A 17,835-nucleotide genomic window follows, 5' to 3' on the forward strand; every position below is an offset into this window, starting at 1 on the left:
TCCTTCCGGGTCGTGGATGGTCGTGGGTGGTCGTGCTGCTCGTGCTGCTCGTGCTGCTCGTGGTGGCCGTGCCGCTCCCGGGGGTCAGGAGTGCGCGCGCAGCACGACCGCGCTGTTGAAGCCGTCGAAGCCGCGGGCGCCGATCAGCGCGGTGCGCACCTCGGTGGCCCGCTCCTCGCGGACGAAGGCCAGGTCGCAGCCGTCCGCCGGACGGGCCGGGCCCGCCGAGGGCGGGATCAGGCCGTTGTCCATGGCGAGCACCGCGGTGGCCGCGTCCAGCGCGCTGCCGCCCTGGTAGAGGCGGCCGGTGAGCGGCTTCTGGGTGGTGACGGCGGCCGGGCCGGCGTCGCCGAAGACCGCGCGCAGCGCCTCGGCCTCGGTGCGGTCGTAGGCGGGCAGGCCCACCGCGTCCGGGAAGGTCACGTCGACGTCCCCGGGGGTGAGACCGGCCCGTTCGACCGCGGTGCCGAGCGCCCTGGCGTACTGGCGGACCGAGCCGGAGCCGGTCCTGGTCGAGGCGACGGCGTCCTGGGTCGCGGACCAGCCGGCGATCTCGGCCCGGATCCGGGCACCGCGGGCGAGCGCGTGGTCGAGGTCCTCGACCACGAACACCACCCCGCCCTCGCCCGGCACGAAGCCGGCCGCCCGCTCGTCGAAGGGCAGGTAGGACTCGGCCGGGTCGGTGCCGGTGTAGAGCCGGCCGCTGCGCTGCTGGCAGGCGAGCGCGTACGGGCCGAGCGGTGCCTCGGTGCCGCCGGCGAGCACCACGTCGGCGCCCCGGCGGACCAGCCGGGCGGCGTGGGCCAGCGAGTCGAGGCCGCCGGCGCCCTCCGAGACGAGGACGCTGGACGGACCCTTGGCCTGGTGCTTGATGGCCAGCTGCCCGACGGTCGCGGCGTAGAACCAGGCGATCGACTGGTAGGCGCCGACGGTCCGCGAGGTGTCCGGCTGCCAGAGCCGCTGGAGCTCGCGCTGGCCGAACTGGTTGCCGCCGGAGGAGCTGGCGAGCGCCACCGACAGCTTGTACGGCTCGACCGTGGACGGGTCCAGCTCGGCTTCGCCGAAGGCCAGTTCGGCCGCCGCGTAGGCGAGGTGGGTCCACCGGTCGGTCTGCACCTGGAGCCGGCGGTCGACGTACCGGTTGACGTCGAAGTCCGGGACCTCGCCGGCCAGCGTGGTCTCGTACTGGGCCGCGTCGAAGAGCGTGATCGGAGCGATCCGGCTCTCGCCGCCGCAGACCGACTTCCAGTGCGCCTCGCTGCCGATGCCGCTCGGCGCGACCACGCCGATGCCGGTGATGACGGCCCGTCGCGTGCTCATCGGCCCCTCCCCAGCTTGGCGAAGAGCATCGCCGACTGGAAGCCGCCGAAGCCGCTGCCGACCGAGAGCGCCGCGCCGACCCGCACCTCGCGGGCGGTGTTGGGCGTGTAGTCGAGGTCGCACTCCGGGTCGCGGTTCTGCCAGTTCGCGGTGGGCGGGACGACCCCCCGGTCGACCGCCAGCGCGCAGGCCGCCATCTCGATCGCGCCGATCGCGCCCAGCGAGTGGCCGACCATCGACTTGATCGAGCTGATCGGGACCCCGTAGGCGGCGTGGCCGAGCGAGCGCTTGAAGGCGCCGGTCTCGTGCCGGTCGTTCTGGCGGGTGCCGGAGCCGTGGGCGCTGATGTAGCCGATGTCCTCGGGGTTGAGCCGGGACTGGCGCAGCGTCTCGGTGATGGCCTCGGACATCTCCAGGCCGTCCGGGCGCAGACCGGTCATGTGGAAGGCGTTGCCGCGGTTGGCGTAGCCGACCACCTCGCAGTAGATCCGGGCGCCGCGCCGGCGGGCGTGCTCCAGCTCCTCCAGCACGAGCACCGCGCAGCCCTCGCCCAGCACGAAGCCGTGCCGGTCCCGGTCGAACGGCCGGGAGGCGTGCGCCGGGTCGTCGTTGTCCGGGGTGGTGGCCTTGATGGCGTCGAAGGAGGCGACGGTGACCGGGGAGATCGGGGAGTCCGAGGCACCGGTGATCATCACCTCGGCCTCGCCGTCCACCAGCAGCTGGTAGGCGTGGCCGATGGCGTCGATGCCGGAGGTGCAGCCGGTGGAGACGACCACCGCCGGGCCGTGCGCCCCGTGCCGGACGGCCACGTCGGCGGCCAGGCTGCTCGGGATCAGGCCCTGGTAGAGGAACGGGCTGGTGACGTCGGGGTCGACCAGCCAGTTGCGGCCGGAGTCACTGGCGACGACGAACTCGTCCTCCAGGACGATGGTGCCGCCGACCGCCGAGCCGAGCACCACACCGGTGGCCTCCCGGGTGCGCTCGTCGAGCTCCAGTCCGGCGTCCAGCACCGCCTCCTGGGAGGCGGCCAGCGCGAACTGCACGTAGCGGTCGGCGCGGCGCAGCTCCAGCGGGGTGAGGCCGGCCGCGACGGGGTCGAAGTCGGCCTCGGCGGCGATCTGCGAGCGGAACGCCGAGGGGTCGAAGGCGGAGATCCGACGGGTCGCGGTGCGGCCCGAGGTGATCAGTTCCCAGAAGGTCTCCCGGGTGGTGCCCCCGGGGGCCACCACGCCGATGCCGGTGACCACGACGCGGCGGTCACCCGTGTTCGGGGAAGCGGTCATCGCTCCCCCAGCACTATGTGGCCCTCGGCCTTGGTGCCCGGGCCGTCCTCGGTGTCGACGTGGCCGAGCTCGGGGGACGGCGCCAGCGGGCCGAGGTGGAAGACCGCGAACGCCTCCTCGGAGCCGGTGTTGCGCAGCCGGTGCCGGATGTCCTTGGGGATCAGCACGCCCTGGCCGGCGAACAGCTCGAACGGCTTGTCGTCCAGGTCGAGGGTCAGCTCGCCGCGGACGAGCAGCAGGAACTCCTCGCTGTACGGGTGGTAGTGCTCGGTGATCCGCTCCCCCGGCTGGAGCCGGGCGGTCCCCATGAAGCCGGAGGTGGCGCCGCAGGTGGCGGGCGAGAGCACCGCGCGGGTCTCGCCGCCGCGCTTGCGGTTGGCGGGGACGTCGGCGGCGGAAATGATGCGGATGTTCCTGGCGGCCACGGCGCTCACTCCTTCTCGGCGGGGACGGCGGTGGAACCGGCGGCGAGGGCCTCGACCTTCTGCCGGATGATCTCCAGCTGCACGGGCGAGTTGATGTTCAGCCGCTCGGTCATGCCCTGGTCGTCGACCGGGGCGACGGGCTTCATGGAGAAGTCCTGGATCCAGGTCATCCGGACGCCGCCCTCGGGCAGCTCCTCGTACCGCCAGTGGATCTGCATGTAAGCGAACGGGCCGGTCTCCACCCGGTGGGCGTGGACGGTGCGGTCGGCGACGTTGACGGTGCGGTCGCTGACCCAGCTCCAGATCCGGCCCTCCTCGTCCGGGTGCATGGTGAGCCGGAACCGGACGGTCTCGCCGCGGCGCTCGACGATCTCGGCGGACGCGTACTCGGTGAACAGCTGCGGCCAGCCGGCGACGTCGTTGGTGACGTCCCAGACGAGCTTGAGCGGGGCCTGGATGACGATGCTGTTCTCGGTGTGTCCGGCCATCGCTCAGCCCACCGCCCCGGCGGTCTGCAGTTCGGCGACGATCTGGTCGACGCTGAGGGCGACGGCGCCGTCCGGGACCTTCAGGCCGTAACGGTCGGCGATCACCGCCTCCAGCTCCAGCACGGCCAGCGAGTCGAGGCCGAGCTCCTCCAGGGGGACGTGCCGGGAGCCCTCGAACACGTCCGGCGCCGCGCCGGCGCTGGTGATGAGGACGTTCTCGATCTCCTCCGCGGTGACGACCGTGGTCGTCCCGCCGGCCTGGTGGTCGGTCATGGTGCTGCCTCTCGTTTCTCCGGTGTGGGGACTGCTCCTGGGCCTCGCGGCGCGGCCGTACGGGGTGAACGGGCCCCCGTTCGGCCGGCGCCGCCGGCGGAGGGCGGGCTCACCGACCGCCGGTGCCGGACTCCCAGGTGTAGAAGCACTGGGCGACCGCGTCCTGCGGCGAACGCCAGGTGGGCAGGTAGGGCGAGATGAACGGGGTGAGCCGTTCGCTGACCCGGGCGAACTCCGGGTGGCGGCGGGCGGCGTCGACCGCCGCCTGACCCGGGTCGTCGGTCTCCAGCAGGTGGACGTAGGCATCGCCGAGCTTGTACAGCGAGCGGTGGGTGACGCCGGCGAGACGGGGAAGGTCGGTCTCGTCGGACTCACCGAACACGCGGGCGACGTCGCCCTCCGCGCCGGGCAGCATCCGGGCGATGATCAGTGTGCGGTGCATGCGGGCTCCCCTCGGGTACGGGCTCTCTCGGGCTGGGGCTGGGGCTGGCGCTGTTCCGGGGCCGCGGTTCAGTGCTGCGGGCGGCCGACCGGCTGGATGGCGCCGATGTCGAGCAGGATCCGGGGCACGTTGTCGCCGATCCAGGACTCGACGACGCGGCCGTCGACGATCCGGTGGCAGGACATCTCGTGCACGGTGACCGGCTTGCCGGTCGGCGGGATGTCGAACAGGTTCCCCTGGTGGGTGCCGCGGGTGGTGAACCGGGCGTAGACCCGGTCGCCGTCGCCGGCCACGTCCTCCACGGTCACGTGGACGTCCGGGAAGGCGTTGCGCCAGAGCAGCACGGCCTCCCGGAAGGAGTCCGGGCCGGGGGGCATCGGGGGCAGGCCGGGGGCGTGCACCACGTAGTCCTCGGCGAAGCGGTCACCGATGGCGGAGAGGTCGCCGTCGTTGAACGCCCGCTCGGTCAGGTTGCGGATGAGGGCCTTGTTGGCCTCCACCACGCTCTCGCTGGACGAGGTCATGACAGTCCTTTGCTCGGCGGACGACCCCGGCCGGTGCACGGCCGAGGGTGGTCCGGGTGGGCGTGGGGCGGCGGCCGGCCCGGGAAACGGGGAGGCTCCGGGAGCCGGCCGGTGCGCGTTGCGGCGCGAGGTGCGGGGAGCCGACCGGTCAGATGAGCGAGGCGAGGACGAAGCAGGCCGCCGCGCCGATCGCGCCCATGGTCCGGGTCTCGTGCGCCAGGTGCCAGCGGCGACGCTTGCCGCGCCAGGCGGCGTCGGTGTCGCGGTAGGGGCTCCAGCGCTCGATCTGGCGCCAGATCGGCCGGTTGACCCCCTCGGAGGCGACCGCGACGGTCGCCATGCCGACGGTGCCGGCCGCGTACAGCACCTTGGCCACCTTGCTCTCCGACCGGACCGCCTTGGTCGCGCCGACAGCGGCGGTGGCCAGGCCGTTCCAGAAGGCGATCGGGTGGAACACGTGCATGTCGATCAGCTGGCAGGTGTTGACATACCGGTCGTAGGGCAGGGAGTTGAGCATCGGCAGGATCGAGGTCTTCATGATCCAGAGCGTGCCGAGCTGAACGCTGGACGAGGTCACCAACCAGACGTCCGAATTGTCCTTCATGTCCTTCATATCGATTCCTCGAATCGATCCGGGATCGCGGAACGTCCGCCGCGTCGATGCGGCGAACCGGGGCGGGGTCGCCCGATGCGAGAGACGCGGGACCCCGGAGGCCGGGGCATCTCGGCCCCCGGGGCTGCCCCGCGGCCTCATCCTTGCCGCCGGGTGGTCCCAGTGTCAGGAGGCATCCGTCTCCACCGGGCTGGGACGTCGCCCCGGCCGTCACGGACCGCGTCCCGGCCGTTCCGGGCCGTTCGCCCAGCCGGTTCGTTGCACCAACCGCCCGACTTCCGGGCCATGTTGACGCGCCCACCGGACGCACCCTACGGTGCGAGCGGGCACTCACTCACCGAGAGCCCGGGGCCCGCGACCAGCCCGCCGCGCCGACCGGCCGGCGGACATCCCAGGAGGTGCCGAGCCGATGACGATCGATGTGCACGGCCACATCACGTCGCCCGAACTCTTCCGCCGCTTCCCCATGCCGCCGAGCCTCGTCGACGTCGACGGCATGGTGGAACTCAAGGCGGCGGCCGGGATCACCATGTCCCTGGTCGGCAGTCCCGTCGGCGCGGGCACCATGGTGCGCACGCCCGGACTGGACAACTACCGCCAGCCGCTGGACACCCTCGAACGCTTCCACGACTGGCTGGGCGAGCAGGTCCGGGCCCGGCCCGCGGCACTGCGCGGCTACGTCTACACCAACCCGCTCGGCTCCGACGTCGAACTCGCCGCCGCCGCCAAGCGGTTGGAACAGGACGAGTTCGTCGGGCTGATGGTCAACTCCAGCGTCGAGGGCCGGTTCCTGGACACTCCGCAGGCCGACGCCTTCTTCGCGATGGCCGCGCAGTACCGCACCCCCGTGATGCTGCACCCGCCGGCCGAACCGGCCGGGGCCGGGGAGCTCGACGACCTGCGGCTGGTCGAGCAGATCGCCCGGCCGTGCGACGTCACGCTGGGGACGGCGGCGGTGCTGTTCGCCGGGTGGCTGGAGAAGTACCCGGAACTGCGGATCGTCGCCCCGGTCTGCGGCGGCGGGCTGCCGCTGCTGCTGGAGCGGCTGGAACTGGCCCGGCGGATGCCGGTCACCTTCGGCCGGCCCGGCGCGGCCCCGGGCGGGCCTCCCGGTGGGGCTCCCGCCGGGGCTCCGGGCGGGCCTCCGCCGGGGGTCGGTGGTCCCGGTGCCGGTGGTCCCGGCGGACCGGGGACCGGTGGGCCGGGACGGCCCGGCGGACCGGGCGGACCCGGTGCACCGGGCGCCGCTCAGGCCGGACCCGCCGTTCCCCCGCTGGCCGAGGCCCTGCGCCGGGTCTTCGTCGACACCGCGACCCCGAGCCTGCGGGCCGTGGCCGCCGCCGTCGACGCCTTCGGAGCCGGCAACGTCATGTTCGGCACCGACTCCCCGCCGATGAGCGCGCCGCTGGACGCCTCGCTGACCCGGCTGAACGGGCTCGGCCTGGACCCGGCCGACGTCGCGCGGATCCGGCACGGCAACGCCGCCGGGCTGTTCGGCCTGCCCGGCGCACCCGACGCGACCTGAACCCGGTCCCGCCCGCACCGGGCGGAACCGGACCCGACGCCGGTCGAGCGGACCCGGACAGCACCGGGCCCGGGCTCATCACCACCCCCGGCGTCCCCCGATCCGACGCTCCGTCGGATTCCCCGCACCACCGACACGCGACAGGGAGGTGCTGTCATGACGGCAGCCGCACCGACCCCACCGTCCGGGCCGCCCGGCGGACGCCCCGGCGGCGGACCGCCGCCCGGCGCCGGCGGACCGCCCCCCGGCTTCGGCGGGCCACCACCGGGCTTCGGGGGACCGCCCCCGGGTGCCGGCGGACCGCCCCCCGGCTTCGGCGGGCCTCCTCCGGGAGTCGGCGGACCGCCTCCCGGTTTCGCCGCCCCGCCCCGCCCGGCGCCCGAACGCGTCCCCGCCGACCGGGAGTTCCTCGGCAGTCGGGTCCTGCTGGTCGGCGGCTACGGCAGCATCGGCGCCGCCGTCGCGGAGGACCTCGCCGCCCAGGGAGCCCGGGTCGCGGTGGCCGGCCGTTCACTGAAGAAGGCCCAGGAGACCGCCGAGCGGCTCGCCCCGCTGGCCGCCCGCGGCGGCACGGTGGTGCCCCACGCGGTGGACGTCGCCGACCGCGCCGACGTGGACCGGCTGGTCGCGGACGTGACCGCCGACTGGGGCGGCGTCGACGTCCTGGTGAACTGCGCCAGCGCGCTGGTCACCGTCGGCGCCGAGACCATCTCCGAGGAGGACTGGCGCACCATCGTCGACACCAACCTGCTGGGCGCCTTCTGGCTCTCCCAGTCGGTCGGACGGGCGATGATCGCGGCCGGCGGCGGCCGGATCGTCCACCTCTCCTCCGTGCGCGGCAAGTTCGGCGCCCGGCGCGGCTTCAGCGCCTACGGCGCCAGCAAGGCCGGGCTGGACCTGCTGGTCAAGCAGCTGGCCGCGGAATGGGGCCGGCACGGGATCGCGGTCAACGCGGTCGCCCCCGGCTTCGTCCGCACCGACTTCGTCCAGGAGAACGCGAGCAACCCGGAGTTCATGCGGATGGTGCTCGGCCGGATCCCACTGGGCCGCACCGCCGAACTGCACGAGGTGGCCGACGCGGTCACCTTCCTCGCCTCGCCCCGGGCCGGCTTCATCAGCGGCCAGGTGCTGTACGTGGACGGCGGCGTCACCACCAGCCAGTGAGGACCCGCCCGCCCCGCCCCACACCCACCGACGGGCCGCGCCCGGCCCGGAGAACCCAGGAGACGACCATGAGCACGTGGCACGCGCTGTACTACCCGCTGCTGCCGGGCAGCGAGGACATCGTCAAGGACCTGTTCCGCAGGAGCGGCCGTCCGGACTTCGACGTCAAGAGCCCCGACGGCACCGTGGTCGGCAAGCTCCTCGGCACCCAGGCGTTCGTCGGCAAGGAACTGGCCGTCCGGGTGATCGAGATCGAGGGCCCGCTGCCGCTGGTGGCCGCGCACATGAGCCAGCAGCCCGCCGTCCGCGAGTTCGAGCGGGAGCTGGAGAAGCACCTCGCCGTCCCGCGCGACATGACCAGCCGTGAGGGCGCGCAGGCGTTCTTCCGGCTCGCCTCGATGGAGAACGTGCTCTCCCGCCGCCACGACCAGCCGCTCGAAGGCGAGTGAGCGCGATGAAGATCGGAATCGGACTCCCCACCTCGCTGCCCGGCGCGGCCGGCGCCGACGTGGTCGCCTGGGCCCGCCTCGCCGAGCAGGCCGGGTACTCCACCCTCGGCACCATCGACCGTCTGGTGCACAGCAGTTGGGAACCGCTCACCACGCTGGCCGCCGCCGCCGCGGTGACCGAGCGGATCGGCCTGGCGACCAGCATTCTGATCTCGCCGCTGCGCGCCAACACCGCGCTGCTGGCGAAGCAGGCGGCCACCGTGGACCGGCTCTCCGGCGGCCGGCTCACCCTCGGCATGGCGGTCGGCTCGCGGCCGGACGACTTCGAGGTCGGCCAGGTCGAGAAGGCCGGGCGCGGCGCCCGGACCGGCACCCAGGTCGCCGAGCTGCGCCGGCACTGGGCCGACGCGCAGTCCGGCCGGGAGCCCTCGGTCGGGCCGGCCCCGATCCGGCCGAACGGGCCGGAGCTGATCCTCGGCGGACACTCTCCGGCCGCGCTGGCCCGGGCGGCCCGACTGGGCGACGGATGGATCGGCGGCGGTACCGGCCCGATCATGTTCGCCCAGGGTGCCCAGGCGCTGCGCGAGCAGTGGGCGGCCGAGGGCCGGGAGGGGGCGCCCCGACTGGTGGCGCTCGCCTACTTCGCGCTCGGCGCGGAGGGCACCAAGCACACCGAGGGCTACCTGCGGTCGTACTACCGCGACGCCGGGCCGTTCGTCGAGCACATCCTGCGCGGCGCGGCCGACAACCCGGGCAAGCTGCGCGGGCTGGTCGGCAAGTACGCCGAGGTGGGCTGCGACGAGCTGCTGCTGATGCCCTGCGCCGGGGACCTCGGCCAGGTCGAGGCGGCGGCCCAGGTGCTGGGCCTCCAGGGCTGACCACGGCGGGAGCGCGGGGAGGGGGGGGGGGGGGGGGGGGGGGGGGGGCGCCGCCCCGCCGGCGGGGGGGGGGGGCCGCGGGGGGGGGGCGGGGGGGGGGGGGGGGGGGGGGGCCCCGCCCCCCCCCCCCCCCCCCCCCCCCTCCCCGTTGCCGGGTGTCGTGGTGGCACCCGCGTACGGGTCCGTACGGACCTCGCCCGTACGGACCTCGCCCGGGCGCGGCCGGCGGGCCGGCCGCGGGCATGCGAAAGCCCGTCGCCCGGTGCTGCTCACCGGGCGACGGGCCGCTCCGCGGGCGGGCGGGCCCGGTGGTTCAGCGGGCCTTGGCGCGACCCCGCGCCGGCGCGGCCGCCGGAGCCTGGGCCGGGGCCAGCGTCCGCCAGAGCTGCCGGACGAAGGCTTCCGCCTCCCGCAGCGGCTCCGATCCGGTGCCCGGGGCCGCGAACACGCCCCCGTAGGCGGCCAGGTAGCAGGCGCCGAGCAGGAGTTGGGAGGCCGCCACCGGATCCGCGTCCCGGCTGACCAGATCGGTCCGCTGGGCCCGGCGCAGGTAGTCGGCCAGCAGCTCGACGGCCCGGTGCGGGCCGGCGTTGTTGGCCTGCATCCACTCCCGGTGACGGTCGAGCAGCTTGGGTTCGGCGAAGACGGACAGCAGCATCGGCATCGACGCGCGGTAGAACGCGAGCGCCTCCTCCGCCACCTGCTGGAGGGACGCCCGCACCTCGCCCTCGCTGCCGATCTCCTCCGGCAGCGCCCGCAGCACCGGCAGCAGGCCGGGCAGCCGCTCGGCGAGGACCGCCAGGAAGACGTCCTCCTTGCTGCGGAAGTGCCGGTAGATGGTGCCCTCGGAGCAGCCCGCGACCTCGGCGATCTCCTTGGTGGTGCAGCGGGCCATGCCGAGGTCACGGATCACCCGCTCGGCGGCGTCGACGATCTGCTCGCGCATACTCATGAAGGCTCCGAAGGGATGGGGCGGCCGGCTTCCGAGCGGGCCGCGGCTGCGGAGGGGCACCCGAAGGATAGCGCGCAGGTGAGTACCCGCTCACCGGTTTCGCCGGGCACCCCGAACGGCGCGCCGGCCCCGCCGCCCGCGAGGGGCGCCGGGGCCGGCGGGGCAGGCTTCAGCGGTGGCGCCGCTCAGCGGGGCGGCCCGGCGGGCCCGCCGACACCGGGCGGCGGCCCGACCAGCTGCACTCCGAGCGGCGCGAGCTCGCCCAGCAGCCGGGCGAAGTCCGGCGGGCCCTGGAGCGGCGGCGGCAGTTCGAGGCTGGTGGCCGGCTCGCCGGTCCTGAAGAACCACTCCTCGAAACCGGCCGGGGTACCGAGCACCAGGAAGCGGGTGCCCTCGGTCTCCACCCGGTACTGGTGCGCGATGCCGCGCGGCGCGAAGACCGTGGCGCCCGGACCGACCTTGTGCTCGTCGTCGCCGATCCGCAGCACCATCTCACCCTCCTGGACGATGAAGAACTCGTCCTCGCGGGTGTGCAGGTGGACCGGCGAGGCGTAGCCCGCCGGGGAGAGCTGCTCGGCGAGCCAGAACTGCCCGTTGGTCTCGGCGCCGGTCGCCTTGAACTGGAGCAGCGCGCCCACGTGCCAGATGGCGCGACCCTCGTCGGGCTGCTTCACGAACGGTTGGGACGTCACTCGGTTCCTCCTCGGTCGGCGGGCCCCGGTCGGGGCCCGGCGGAACAGCGGTGCGGAAACTGGTCGATCGTCAGCGCGGCAGGACGGCCGCGTCCTTCACCAGGCCGGTGGCGCGCACGGCGGCGACCACCTGGTCCGGGCCGGGGGCGAAGGCGTCCTCCAGCTCGGGGCTGAACGGCACCGGCGCGTGCGGCCCGGTGACCATCCTGACCGGGCCGCGCAGGGCGGCGAAACGGTCCTGCGCGACCTGCGCGGCGATGTCGGTGGCCAGGCTGCAGCGCGGGTGGGCCTCGTCCACCACGACCAGTCGCCCGGTCCGCTCGACGCTGCCGTAGATGGTCGAGGTGTCCAGCGGCGACAGCGTCCGGGGGTCGATCACCTCGACCTGCACGCCCTCGGCGGCCAGCTGCTCGGCGGCGGCGAGCGCGACCGACACCATCCGGCCGATCGCGACCACCGTGCAGTCGGTGCCGGGCCGTACCACCTTGGCCGAGCCGAACGGGATCGCGTACGGCTCCTCGGGCACACCGCCGGGCGCGAAGTAGAGCATCTTGTGCTCCAGGAACAGCACCGGGTCGTCGTCCACCAGTGCCTGCGCCATCAGCCCCTTGGCGTCGTACGCGTTGGACGGCGCGACCACCTTGAGACCGGGCAGGTGGACGAAGAGCGGGTGCAGCGCCTGCGAGTGCTGGGCGCCGCGGCGCAGGCCGGTGCCCCACATCGCGCGCAGCACCAGCGGAACCGAGATCCGGCCACCGGCCATGTAGCGCAGCTTGGCGGCCTGGTTGGCGATCTGGTCGAAGGCGACGGTGGCGAAGTCGACGAACAGCAGGTCGACCACCGGCCGCAGCCCGGTCGCGGCGGCGCCGACCGCGGCGCCGACGAAGGCCGCCTCGGTGATCGGCATGTCGAGCACCCGGTCCGGGAACTCCAGGTGCAGGCCCTTGGTCGGGCCCCAGGCGTTGGTACTGTCCTCGCCCATCAGGACCACCGAGCGGTCGAAGCGCATCTGCTGCGCCAGCGCCTCGCCGATGGCCTGCTGGTAGGTGATCGTGCGCATGGGACTCCCTCCTCCGAGCGGGTCAGCGGGTGTAGACATGGTCGAGCAGGCTGCGCGGGTCGACCGTGAAGGGCTGCTCGGCCGCCGCGACGGCGGCCTCGACCAGGGCGGTCGCGTCCCGGTCGATCCGGTCCAGCTCGAAGGCGGCGGGGCCGCCCACGGTGCCGTCGGCGATCCGGGAGCGGAGCAGCAGCAGCGGGTCGGAGTCCGTCCGCAGCCGCTCCGGGTCGGCCCCGGGCCGGTAGGACTGGTCGTCCCAGAGCTCCATGTGGCCGTGGAAGCGCTCGGCCCGGAACTCCAGCACGGTCGGGCCCTCGCCCGCCCGGGCGCGCCGGACCGCCTCGGCGGTGGCGGCGTGCACGGCCAGCACGTCGTAGCCGTCCACCACCTCGCCGGGGATCCCGAATCCGGCCGCGCGCTGGGCCATGTCGGTCCCGGAGAAGTGGGTGGCGGCCGGGGTGGCCTGGGCGTAGCCGTTGTTCTCGATCGCGAAGATCACCGGCAGGTCGAGCATCCGGGCGAGCACCAGGCTCTCCAGGACCGCGCCCTGGTTGGCGCCGCCGTCGCCGGTGAACGCCACCGACACCTGGCCGGTGCTCTGCTGACGTGCCGTCAGGGCCGCCCCGCAGGCGAGCGGGACGCCGCCGCCGGCCAGGCCGTTGGCGCCGAGCATGCCGCGGTCGAAGTCCGCGATGTGCATCGAGCCGCCCTTGCCGCCGCAGATCCCGTCCGGCCGGCCGTACAGCTCCTTCATCATCGCCTCGACGTCGCAGCCCTTGGCGATCGCGTGACCGTGACCGCGGTGGGTGCTGGCGAGGTAGTCGTCCGGGGCGAGGGCCGCGCACACTCCCGCTGCGACGGCCTCCTGCCCGCTGTAGAGGTGGACCGCGCCGGGGAGGTTCTTCGCCAACCCGTGCAGGCGGTCCTCGAAGGCCCGGATCACACTCATGGTCCGGTAGATCTCGGCGATCTGATCGAGCGTCAGATCGATGGTGCGGGATGTGCCCATGGGGTCGCCTCCTCGGCTCTCCGGGGAAAGGCCGGCGGGGCGCCGCGCGCCTCGGTCGCCGGTCTCGCTCGTGGCCCGACTCCATGAGGGTAAGTGCTCACTCACATGGGTGCAACCAAGTGTCCGAATCCGTCACCGCCCCCTCCCCCACCCGGCCGTCCCACCCTTGCGCCCTGCGCAACCACGCCCCTAAGGTCTTGTCCCGGGTGGATTGGGATCACGGCATAGAAACGAACGACGGACCGATACCGAGAGGTCCGCCGTGCCTGTTTTCGGACATGACCGAGGAATTCCATTTCCCCGCGCCAGGAACGCCCGTGCACAGTGGGTAAGACGCGAGCGACGGGGGGATCTCAGGAACCATGCTGGACCAGATACTCAAATCCTCCGGCAGGGCCGACCGAAGACCGACGAACCTGGCCGTGAGCAGCGTGGGGGCGCTAGCTACGCGCGGTGAACGGAACACCTCCGACCGGATCGGACGGCTGGTGAACACCCTGCTGGGGCTGGTCACCGGCATCGGCGCCGCCGGCCTGCCACCGGCACAGCCACGTCCCCGGCCGGCGGGTGCGCCGGCCGACGAAGCGGAGTCCGGCTGTCCGGCCGCCGCCGCCCGACTCGACGAACGCCGCCGCGTCCGCCGGGAGTTGCACGACTCCCTGGCACCGCGGCTGGCCGCGCTGCACATGCGCATGGAACTCGCCGGTCTCACCCTGACCGGCGACGCCGACCAGGCCCCGGCCCTGCTCGAACAGGCCCGGGAGGACGTCAGCACCGCGATCGCGGATGTCCGACAGGTGATCCGGGACCTCGACACCTCCGAGCCCCGGACCGTCGCCGCCACCGGCACCCTGCGCCAGTTCCTGCACCGCCAGGCCCGCGCCTTCGAGGAGGCCGGGGCCGGCCGGCTCCGGGTCGTCACCGAGCTCCCGGCCGTCCTGGACGATTTTCCGACACGTGTCCAGAAAGAATTGAAAAACATCTCCGGCGAGGCCGTCGCCAATGTCGTCCGGCATGCCCGGGCATCGTTCTGCCGCATCTCCGCCTCGATCGGACCCGAGGGCCTCGTGCTGTGCATCGAGGACGATGGGATCGGCATTTCCGGCGACGCGGTCGGCGGAATCGGACTTCCTTCGATGTGCCTGCGCACCAGAGAACTCGGCGGCTTTTTCTCGATCGGGACCAGGGCCCCGCACGGCACCGTGGTCCGGGTCCGGCTGCCGCACTCGGCGCTCGTCGACGGTACCCACGGGCTCGACTGACCCGCTCCGTCCCCTCTCCCCCGCCCCGGCGGCCACGGACTCCGTGCCCGACCGACCCGTGCCATTTCCCTGCGACCCCGTACGCCCAACGAGTTGACCGTGTTCCCTCACCCTCCCCTTAGGAGCCCCCATGGATCCGGCCGTACCTCGAAACCTCCGCATCCTGGTCGTCGACGACCATGAGCTGTTCCGGGCGGGTTTGCGCCAACTCCTCGACCGGATCGACTCACTGACCGTGGTGGGCGAGGCATCCAGCGGGGCCGACGTGCTCTCCGCGGTCGAGCGGCTCGCGCCGGACGTCGTCCTGATGGACATCAGCATGCCCGGCACCGACGGCATCGAGGCCACCCGGACCCTGCTCGCCCGCCACCCCCGGGTGGCGGTGGTGATGCTGACGGCCGACGACAACGACGAGTCCATCGTCGCGGCGGTCCGCGCCGGGGCGCGGGGCTACCTGGTCAAGGGCGCGGGTCTGAACGACGTCCGGCGGGCGATCACCGCGGTCAGCCAGGGCGGGGCGCTGTTCGGCCCGGAGGCCGCCGCCCATCTGCTGGCCCAGGTGCGCCGGCCGGCCCCGGAGCGCGAGCCGTTCCCCGACCTGACCCCACGTGAGATGGCGGTCCTGACCATGCTGGCGGACGGCCGCAACAACGCGCACATCGCCAATGAGTTCGGGCTCTCCATGAAGACGGTGCGCAACTACCTCTCCCGGATCTTCAGCAAGCTCCAGGTGGCCGACCGCGCCGAGGCGGCGGTACGGGCCCGGCGGGCCGGACTCGGCAGCTAGGGCGGGGTACTCCGGCCGGGTGCGGGACGGGACCCGGTACTCCGTCCGGGTGCGGGACGGGACCCGGTACTCCGTCCGGCCGGACCCGGCAGTCGGACCCGGCCATTCAGGCCCGGCCATTCAGGCCCGGCCATTCAGGCCCGGCGATCAGGCCCGGCGGCCGGCAGGGCCGGCCGCCCCGGGTCCGAGCCGGTCGGCCGGGCCGGGGCACGGGAGCGCGGTCAGCGCTCCAGCAGCTGCGCCCAGAGCTCCTCCTCGCGCAGGCTCAGCGGCTCGGCCGGTGCCGCACTCCGCTCCGGGTGCCACTCCGGCACCCCCACCGGAGGCAGGACGTCCTCCGGCTTCCGCCCCCCGGGCAGCGCGGAGGGCGAGGTCATCGCCCCCATCGCCAGACCGAGCCAGATCAGCCCGTCCGCCAGGTAGCGGCCGGACCGCCGCATCCAGCGGCGCAGCAGCAGACGGCGGTGGGCACGGCGCAGGGCGGTTCGCATCGGGGGGCCTCCGACGGGACGGCAACGGGGGAAGCGGTGCTACCGCCATCCTGCGGACCGGCCGTCCCATCGTCATGGGTCGGGAATCCCCAACACGCTGGGAACCTTTCCTTCCCGGTCCCCGGCCGCCGCCCGCCCGATCGGGGACCGGGGTACGGCGGACCGGGCGCGCCCCGTGCCCGGGGGGCGCGCCCCTTCGGTCAGCCCGCGGTCGGGACGAGCACGATCTTCCCGGTGATCGCGGCGGTCTCCATCGCCCGGTGCGCCTCCGCCGCCTCGTCCAGCGGCATGGTGCGGCCCACCCGCGGCTTGACCAGGCCCTTCTGCAGCAGCTCCAGCACGGTCGCGAGGTCCTGCTGGTACGCGGCCGGGTGGGACTTCTCCAGGCTCCAGGCGTTGTAGAACAGCGTCCGCTTGCCGTCCGGGATCAGCTTCGGCAGCACGATGCCGCCCAGGAAGCCCTGGGCGCCGGTCAGCAGGTCCCGCTGGTTGCCGCGCAGCGCCGCGTTCTGGCCGAAGCCGATCATCACGCCGCCGCGCCGCACCGCCTGGTACGAACGGAGGAAGTGCGGACCGCCGATCGGGTCGAACACCGCGTCCACCGCGCCGCCCGGAAGGCCGCGCACCACCCGGCGGAAGTCCTCGGTGTCCCGGTCGATCGGGCGTCCGCCGAGGGCCCGCACCTGGTCGGCCCGGGCGGCGGAGCAGGTGCCGTAGACGGTGACCCCGGCGAGCCCGGCCAGCTCAAGGAAGGCGGTGCCGACGCCGCCGGACGCCCCGTGCACCAGGACGGTGCCGCCCGGCCGGACCTCGGCCACCCGGTGCAGCATCTGCTGGGCGATGAAGTAGTTCAGCGCGAGCGCCGAAGCCTCCACCGGGTCGACGCCGTCCGGCAGCGGGACCAGCCGGTTGGCGGCCACCAGCGCGTACTCCGCGTAGCCGCCGCTGCGCACCAACGCGACCACCCGGGTGCCCGGTTCGGGGGCCCTGGTGCCCGGCCCGACCTGGTCCACCACCCCCACCAGGTCGTATCCGGGGGTGAAGGGCCGCTTGGGCCCGCCGGGGATCACGCCGGCACGGAGCAGAATGTCACCGTAGGAGACGCCGGCGGCGAGCACCCGGACCCGGACCTGGCCGACGGCCGGTGCCGGTAGTTCGTCGCTGGACAGCCTCAGGACCTCGGCTCCGCCGAGCCTCGGCACACTCACATGGCGGTACCTCATCGTGACCTCCGCGGTATGGGGGATGTCGTGACAGGAGTGGCGCCGGTCCTCTGCGGGGGGCGGGTGCGGGAGGCGGCCGCCGCCGCACCCGTTCCCTGCCCCCGTATTTTTATATAGACTGAGTGTACAATGAATGTGATAGCACCCGCCTCAGGAGACGTCAACAGCCCATGAGCCCACGCCAGTACCGAGCCGGCCAACGCCAGGTAGCCGCCGAACAGACCCGCACCCGCATTCTGGAGGCGGCCTGCGAGCTGCTCACCGGGGAGAAGGGCCCGGCCTCGTTCAGCATGGACGCCGTCGCCAAGACCGCCGGAGTGGCGCGGATGACCGTCTACTACCAGTTCGACTCGAAGACCGGCCTCCTGGAGGCACTCTTCGACGATCTGGCCCAGCGCGGCGGGATGGCCAGGATGCCCGCGGCGTTCATGGCCCCCAACGGCCGCGAGGCGCTCACCGCGCTGCTCGACGTGCTCAACGGCTTCTACGCCTCCGGCCGGGTCGCCCTGCGCCGGCTGCGCGGCCTGGGAATCCTCGACCCGGAGCTCGACACCGCGCTGCAGAGCCGCAGCGAGCGGCGGCGCGGCGGCCTCCAGGTGGTCCTGGGCCGGCTGCTCGCCGACCGGGGCGCCGAGATCGACGAGGCCGGGCTGGACGAGCTGGTGGAGATGCTGTTCATGCTGACCAGCTTCGAGACCTTCGACCTGCTGGCCGGTCCGGGCGGCGAGAGCGACCCGGTCGCCCGTCGCGTCGAGGAGCTGATTCTCGCCGTTCTCGACCGCCGTCTCGCGGCGGCCTGACAACCGGGCGGCTCCTCCGCCCGCACCTCACCGGTCCGTCGGGCGGACCCCCTGCACCCCTGTCACTCCCGCACCACGCGCGTCCCGCACCGCACCGCACCACCCCGTCGGCCGGCGACCCCCCTCCGGTCGCCGTACGACGGTAGGCGGCGCGGCGGCCTTCCTCCCCAGGACA

The 17,835-nt window shown here is 73.8% G+C and carries 21 protein-coding genes; 7 read left to right on the forward strand and 14 right to left on the reverse strand.

Going from position 1 to position 17,835, the window contains the following annotated elements:
• Positions 1 to 84: 84 nt before the first annotated feature.
• From ACIQ9P_RS30420 to ACIQ9P_RS30455, 8 genes are all read right to left on the reverse strand, one after another.
• Complete coding sequence (locus tag ACIQ9P_RS30420; RefSeq protein WP_402363151.1) at positions 85 to 1,320, reverse strand: beta-ketoacyl synthase N-terminal-like domain-containing protein; 1,236 nt, start codon at positions 1,318 to 1,320, stop codon at positions 85 to 87.
• Positions 1,317 to 2,603, reverse strand: a complete 1,287-nt coding sequence (locus tag ACIQ9P_RS30425) for a beta-ketoacyl-[acyl-carrier-protein] synthase family protein (protein WP_402363154.1) — start codon at positions 2,601 to 2,603, stop codon at positions 1,317 to 1,319. Before ACIQ9P_RS30425 ends, ACIQ9P_RS30420 begins: the two co-directional genes overlap by 4 nt.
• Positions 2,600 to 3,028 (reverse strand): cupin domain-containing protein, encoded by a 429-nt coding sequence (locus ACIQ9P_RS30430; protein ID WP_402363157.1) that lies wholly within the window; start codon positions 3,026 to 3,028, stop codon positions 2,600 to 2,602. The genes ACIQ9P_RS30425 and ACIQ9P_RS30430 overlap by 4 nt, the downstream gene beginning before the upstream one ends.
• Before the next feature lie 5 nt (positions 3,029 to 3,033).
• A complete protein-coding gene (locus ACIQ9P_RS30435; protein ID WP_030396591.1) occupies positions 3,034 to 3,516 on the reverse strand; it encodes an SRPBCC family protein in 483 nt (160 codons plus the stop codon).
• Between the two features lie 3 nt (positions 3,517 to 3,519).
• Positions 3,520 to 3,789 carry an acyl carrier protein gene (locus ACIQ9P_RS30440; RefSeq protein ID WP_030301380.1) on the reverse strand — a complete coding sequence of 90 codons (270 nt, stop codon included), beginning with the start codon at positions 3,787 to 3,789 and terminating at the stop codon, positions 3,520 to 3,522.
• A gap of 109 nt (positions 3,790 to 3,898) precedes the next feature.
• Complete coding sequence (locus ACIQ9P_RS30445; RefSeq protein WP_402363160.1) at positions 3,899 to 4,231, reverse strand: TcmI family type II polyketide cyclase; 333 nt, start codon at positions 4,229 to 4,231, stop codon at positions 3,899 to 3,901.
• 68 nt (positions 4,232 to 4,299) lie between these two features.
• Positions 4,300 to 4,755 (reverse strand): ester cyclase, encoded by a 456-nt coding sequence (locus ACIQ9P_RS30450; RefSeq protein WP_402363163.1) that lies wholly within the window; start codon positions 4,753 to 4,755, stop codon positions 4,300 to 4,302.
• A 148-nt stretch (positions 4,756 to 4,903) separates the two neighbouring features.
• Positions 4,904 to 5,368, reverse strand: a complete 465-nt coding sequence (locus ACIQ9P_RS30455) for a DUF1772 domain-containing protein (RefSeq protein ID WP_231978553.1) — start codon at positions 5,366 to 5,368, stop codon at positions 4,904 to 4,906.
• Between the two features lie 409 nt (positions 5,369 to 5,777).
• Between ACIQ9P_RS30455 and ACIQ9P_RS30460 the strand changes: the two genes are divergently transcribed.
• The 4 genes from ACIQ9P_RS30460 to ACIQ9P_RS30475 all read left to right on the forward strand — a co-directional run bounded on the left by ACIQ9P_RS30460 (position 5,778) and on the right by ACIQ9P_RS30475 (position 9,384).
• Positions 5,778 to 6,893, forward strand: coding sequence for an amidohydrolase family protein (locus ACIQ9P_RS30460; RefSeq protein WP_402363167.1), 1,116 nt, complete (start codon positions 5,778 to 5,780; stop codon positions 6,891 to 6,893).
• A 156-nt stretch (positions 6,894 to 7,049) separates the two neighbouring features.
• Positions 7,050 to 8,057 carry an SDR family NAD(P)-dependent oxidoreductase gene (locus ACIQ9P_RS30465; protein WP_402363170.1) on the forward strand — a complete coding sequence of 336 codons (1,008 nt, stop codon included), beginning with the start codon at positions 7,050 to 7,052 and terminating at the stop codon, positions 8,055 to 8,057.
• 68 nt (positions 8,058 to 8,125) lie between these two features.
• Entirely contained in the window at positions 8,126 to 8,506 is a 381-nt protein-coding gene (locus ACIQ9P_RS30470) for a SchA/CurD-like domain-containing protein (protein ID WP_402363174.1), read from the forward strand.
• Between the two features lie 5 nt (positions 8,507 to 8,511).
• Positions 8,512 to 9,384 carry an LLM class flavin-dependent oxidoreductase gene (locus tag ACIQ9P_RS30475; protein WP_402363177.1) on the forward strand — a complete coding sequence of 291 codons (873 nt, stop codon included), beginning with the start codon at positions 8,512 to 8,514 and terminating at the stop codon, positions 9,382 to 9,384.
• 313 nt (positions 9,385 to 9,697) lie between these two features.
• Here the strand turns inward: ACIQ9P_RS30475 and ACIQ9P_RS30480 are convergent, their stop codons facing one another.
• The 4 genes from ACIQ9P_RS30480 to ACIQ9P_RS30495 all read right to left on the reverse strand — a co-directional run bounded on the left by ACIQ9P_RS30480 (position 9,698) and on the right by ACIQ9P_RS30495 (position 13,097).
• Positions 9,698 to 10,336, reverse strand: a complete 639-nt coding sequence (locus ACIQ9P_RS30480) for a TetR/AcrR family transcriptional regulator (RefSeq protein WP_402363180.1) — start codon at positions 10,334 to 10,336, stop codon at positions 9,698 to 9,700.
• A 185-nt stretch (positions 10,337 to 10,521) separates the two neighbouring features.
• Positions 10,522 to 11,028 (reverse strand): quercetin 2,3-dioxygenase, encoded by a 507-nt coding sequence (locus ACIQ9P_RS30485; protein ID WP_231978554.1) that lies wholly within the window; start codon positions 11,026 to 11,028, stop codon positions 10,522 to 10,524.
• Positions 11,029 to 11,098: 70 nt separating this feature from the next.
• Positions 11,099 to 12,088: an alpha-ketoacid dehydrogenase subunit beta gene (locus ACIQ9P_RS30490; protein WP_402363183.1), complete on the reverse strand. Its 990-nt coding sequence runs from the start codon at positions 12,086 to 12,088 to the stop codon at positions 11,099 to 11,101.
• A gap of 22 nt (positions 12,089 to 12,110) precedes the next feature.
• Entirely contained in the window at positions 12,111 to 13,097 is a 987-nt protein-coding gene (locus ACIQ9P_RS30495; RefSeq protein ID WP_402363186.1) for a thiamine pyrophosphate-dependent dehydrogenase E1 component subunit alpha, read from the reverse strand.
• A 422-nt stretch (positions 13,098 to 13,519) separates the two neighbouring features.
• Here ACIQ9P_RS30495 and ACIQ9P_RS30500 point away from each other — a divergent pair, with 422 nt between their 5' ends.
• Complete coding sequence (locus ACIQ9P_RS30500; RefSeq protein ID WP_402363189.1) at positions 13,520 to 14,359, forward strand: sensor histidine kinase; 840 nt, start codon at positions 13,520 to 13,522, stop codon at positions 14,357 to 14,359.
• Between the two features lie 130 nt (positions 14,360 to 14,489).
• Positions 14,490 to 15,146, forward strand: coding sequence for a response regulator (locus ACIQ9P_RS30505; protein ID WP_402363192.1), 657 nt, complete (start codon positions 14,490 to 14,492; stop codon positions 15,144 to 15,146).
• 221 nt (positions 15,147 to 15,367) lie between these two features.
• Here ACIQ9P_RS30505 and ACIQ9P_RS30510 read toward each other — a convergent pair whose 3' ends face one another.
• Entirely contained in the window at positions 15,368 to 15,637 is a 270-nt protein-coding gene (locus ACIQ9P_RS30510; protein ID WP_402363195.1) for a hypothetical protein, read from the reverse strand.
• Between the two features lie 200 nt (positions 15,638 to 15,837).
• Positions 15,838 to 16,860 carry a medium chain dehydrogenase/reductase family protein gene (locus ACIQ9P_RS30515; protein ID WP_402363198.1) on the reverse strand — a complete coding sequence of 341 codons (1,023 nt, stop codon included), beginning with the start codon at positions 16,858 to 16,860 and terminating at the stop codon, positions 15,838 to 15,840.
• A gap of 170 nt (positions 16,861 to 17,030) precedes the next feature.
• Here ACIQ9P_RS30515 and ACIQ9P_RS30520 point away from each other — a divergent pair, with 170 nt between their 5' ends.
• Positions 17,031 to 17,660, forward strand: a complete 630-nt coding sequence (locus tag ACIQ9P_RS30520) for a TetR/AcrR family transcriptional regulator (RefSeq protein WP_402363201.1) — start codon at positions 17,031 to 17,033, stop codon at positions 17,658 to 17,660.
• Positions 17,661 to 17,835 lie beyond the last annotated feature (175 nt).

It is taken from the genome of Kitasatospora sp. NPDC094019 (genome assembly GCF_044764505.1).
GTDB lineage: Bacteria > Actinomycetota > Actinomycetes > Streptomycetales > Streptomycetaceae > Kitasatospora.

What these genes read in the sequence shown, in the direction of transcription:
- ACIQ9P_RS30420 (WP_402363151.1), bottom strand. Translation starts at nt 1,320, where the DNA reads ATGAGCACGCGACGGGCCGTCATCACCGGCATCGGCGTGGTCGCGCCG.
- ACIQ9P_RS30425 (WP_402363154.1), bottom strand. Translation starts at nt 2,603, where the DNA reads ATGACCGCTTCCCCGAACACGGGTGACCGCCGCGTCGTGGTCACCGGC.
- ACIQ9P_RS30435 (WP_030396591.1), bottom strand. Translation starts at nt 3,516, where the DNA reads ATGGCCGGACACACCGAGAACAGCATCGTCATCCAGGCCCCGCTCAAG.
- ACIQ9P_RS30440 (WP_030301380.1), bottom strand. Translation starts at nt 3,789, where the DNA reads ATGACCGACCACCAGGCCGGCGGGACGACCACGGTCGTCACCGCGGAG.
- ACIQ9P_RS30445 (WP_402363160.1), bottom strand. Translation starts at nt 4,231, where the DNA reads ATGCACCGCACACTGATCATCGCCCGGATGCTGCCCGGCGCGGAGGGC.
- ACIQ9P_RS30450 (WP_402363163.1), bottom strand. Translation starts at nt 4,755, where the DNA reads ATGACCTCGTCCAGCGAGAGCGTGGTGGAGGCCAACAAGGCCCTCATC.
- ACIQ9P_RS30455 (WP_231978553.1), bottom strand. Translation starts at nt 5,368, where the DNA reads ATGAAGGACATGAAGGACAATTCGGACGTCTGGTTGGTGACCTCGTCC.
- ACIQ9P_RS30460 (WP_402363167.1), top strand. Translation starts at nt 5,778, where the DNA reads ATGACGATCGATGTGCACGGCCACATCACGTCGCCCGAACTCTTCCGC.
- ACIQ9P_RS30465 (WP_402363170.1), top strand. Translation starts at nt 7,050, where the DNA reads ATGACGGCAGCCGCACCGACCCCACCGTCCGGGCCGCCCGGCGGACGC.
- ACIQ9P_RS30470 (WP_402363174.1), top strand. Translation starts at nt 8,126, where the DNA reads ATGAGCACGTGGCACGCGCTGTACTACCCGCTGCTGCCGGGCAGCGAG.
- ACIQ9P_RS30475 (WP_402363177.1), top strand. Translation starts at nt 8,512, where the DNA reads ATGAAGATCGGAATCGGACTCCCCACCTCGCTGCCCGGCGCGGCCGGC.
- ACIQ9P_RS30480 (WP_402363180.1), bottom strand. Translation starts at nt 10,336, where the DNA reads ATGAGTATGCGCGAGCAGATCGTCGACGCCGCCGAGCGGGTGATCCGT.
- ACIQ9P_RS30490 (WP_402363183.1), bottom strand. Translation starts at nt 12,088, where the DNA reads ATGCGCACGATCACCTACCAGCAGGCCATCGGCGAGGCGCTGGCGCAG.
- ACIQ9P_RS30495 (WP_402363186.1), bottom strand. Translation starts at nt 13,097, where the DNA reads ATGGGCACATCCCGCACCATCGATCTGACGCTCGATCAGATCGCCGAG.
- ACIQ9P_RS30505 (WP_402363192.1), top strand. Translation starts at nt 14,490, where the DNA reads ATGGATCCGGCCGTACCTCGAAACCTCCGCATCCTGGTCGTCGACGAC.
- ACIQ9P_RS30510 (WP_402363195.1), bottom strand. Translation starts at nt 15,637, where the DNA reads ATGCGAACCGCCCTGCGCCGTGCCCACCGCCGTCTGCTGCTGCGCCGC.
- ACIQ9P_RS30515 (WP_402363198.1), bottom strand. Translation starts at nt 16,860, where the DNA reads ATGAGGTACCGCCATGTGAGTGTGCCGAGGCTCGGCGGAGCCGAGGTC.
- ACIQ9P_RS30520 (WP_402363201.1), top strand. Translation starts at nt 17,031, where the DNA reads ATGAGCCCACGCCAGTACCGAGCCGGCCAACGCCAGGTAGCCGCCGAA.